At 59.2% G+C, this 2,250-nt stretch carries 1 protein-coding gene and 1 pseudogene; both read right to left on the minus strand.

The features are described 5' to 3' along the window. Positions 1-634: IS21-like element helper ATPase IstB (istB, locus tag K6N12_RS33465; RefSeq protein WP_222149168.1), on the minus strand; the 634-nt coding region annotated here is incomplete at its 3' end. Continuing rightward, a pseudogene (gene istA / locus K6N12_RS33470) lies at positions 531-2,135 on the minus strand (IS21 family transposase). The gene istB and the pseudogene istA, both read right to left, overlap by 104 nt. Positions 2,136-2,250: the final 115 nt, after the last annotated feature.

Raw genomic sequence — 2,250 nt, forward strand, 5'->3', positions numbered from 1 at the left:
CGTCGCCGAACACAGCGGGCCATTCTCCGAAGGCTAGGTTGGTCGTGACGATGACCGACGTCCGCTCGTAAAGCCTGCTGATCAAATGGAAGAGAAGCTGGCCGCCGGCCTGAGCGAACGGGAGATAGCCGAGTTCGTCCATGATGACGAAGTCGAGCCTGGTGATGAAGTCGGCAAGCCGCCCCTGTTTGCCATTGCGTGCTTCTGTCTCAAGCCGATTGACGAGATCGACAACATTGAAGAACCGGCCCCGCGCTCCGTTGCGGATAAGAGCACGGGCAAGCGCGATGGACAGATGGGACTTCCCTGTGCCGGTCCCGCCGACCAGAACAACATTGTGTTGCTCGGCGAGGAACGCCCCGGTCGCGAGCTGGCGCACTAACCCTTCATTGACCGGTGTATCGGTGAAGTCAAAGTCGTTGATATCCTTGGCCAGCGGCAATTTGGCGATGGCGATCTGGTATTTGATCGACCGGGCCTGCTTCTCAGCAATCTCTGACTGCAACAAGTCACCGACAATACGGGGCGGTTCATGCTGGCGTTTGATGCCGGAAGCCATTGTCTCGTCGTATGCGCTGCGCATGCCAAACAGCTTCAGCGTGCCCATCATGTCGAGGATTTGGGATCGTTCCATATCAGCTTGCCCTCCTGAGGCTGTCGTAACGTGCGCAATCGGCCAGAGGCTCATGGGTCAGGCGAAGCGCATCGGGAATGGAAAGGATGGCGGCCGGTTGCGGATCACGCTTACGGGCCAGAATGTTGATGATGACGGCGGATGAGAACACGCCCTGATCGAGCGCCTCCTGGCAGGCTGCTTCAACGGTGGGAAGCCCGGCCTCACCGACACATTCCAGGATCGCCACCATCTGCCGGTCGCCGTCATGCATGGCCTTCAACCGGCGGCGCACCTTCTCCATGGCGGCGGGCAAAACCCAGTCATGGAACGGGGCGCCGTTGCGTAGGGCTCCCGGCTTGCGGGTCAGGACCGGAACGTAATGCCATGGATTATAGATCGTCTCGCCGCGGCCGAAGCAGCGGTCGTGCTGACCGATCTCGATGCCATCTTGCCGGATGACGATGCGGTCGGCATAGGCATGTACCTCTGCCGGGCGACCGACCGCGGTGGACAGCACCGAGTATTTGTTGTTGTCGAAACGCACGAGGCAGGTCTTGCCGATCGAGGCCTGGACGGCGTGGAAGCCATCGAACTTGCCGGGATAACTGATCATATGCGGCCGCTCCGCATCGAACACCTCCCAGATCGTGTGCTCCGTCTGATCGACATGCTTATGGGCGCGGGCATAGCTGATGCACTTGTCCAGCAGCCAGCCGTTCAGCTCATCGTAGGATTTGAAGCGCAGACGTGGGGTGAAGAAGCGCTCTCTCACCAGATTGACCTGGTTCTCGACCTGGCCCTTCTCCCAGCCGGACGCCGGCGTGCAGGCCACCGGCTCGACAAGGAAATGGCTGCACATCTGCAGGAAACGACGGTTATATTGCCGTTCCTTGCCAACGAAGACCGTCTCCACCGCCGTCTTCATATTATCATAGATGCCGCGCGTGCAGGCTCCGCCGAAGAACGCGAACGCCTTGTCATGGGCGTCGAAGACCATCTCCTGCGTCTCTCGCGGATAGGCCCTCACAAACATCATTCGGCTGTGGCAAAGCCGGACATGAGCCACCTTCACCGTTGTCGTCACGCCGTTCAGTACGACAATCTCGTGGCTCCAGTCGAACTGGTAGGCTTCGCCGGGCGCGTAATAAAGCGGGACATAGGCTTCCGCCGTCACGGCCCCGCGCTCTTTCGACCATGTCCTCGCATAACGCCGAACGGTGTCGTAACCGCCTTCATAGCCGAGGTCGCGTAAATCCTCGTATATCCGGATCAGCGTCAGGCGCTCGCGGGAAGCCTTGGCCTCATTGGCAAGCAATATCCGATCGAGTTGTTCGCGCCATGGTCCGAGCTTCGGCTGAGGTTGACGGGCTCGCTCGTATTTGAACTCCGTCTCATCGGTGCGCAAAACCTTCCGCACCACTTTCCGCGATATGCCCAACTCCCGGCAGATCGCCTTGATCGACTTGCCTTGCACATGGGCCAGCCGTCGTATCTTCAGAATTGTTTCCACAATAAGCATCCAAACAAAAAGCCTCCGATGAAACCGGAGGCTGTTGTAACCCCATCGCAGATGGGGGTCCCGTTTGGACGCCGATCACCCCAAATGCGGGGTCCTTATTCCATGCCTAATCACA

The organism is Rhizobium redzepovicii, assembly GCF_019793435.1.
In the GTDB taxonomy this organism is placed as follows: Bacteria; Pseudomonadota; Alphaproteobacteria; order Rhizobiales; family Rhizobiaceae; genus Rhizobium; species Rhizobium redzepovicii.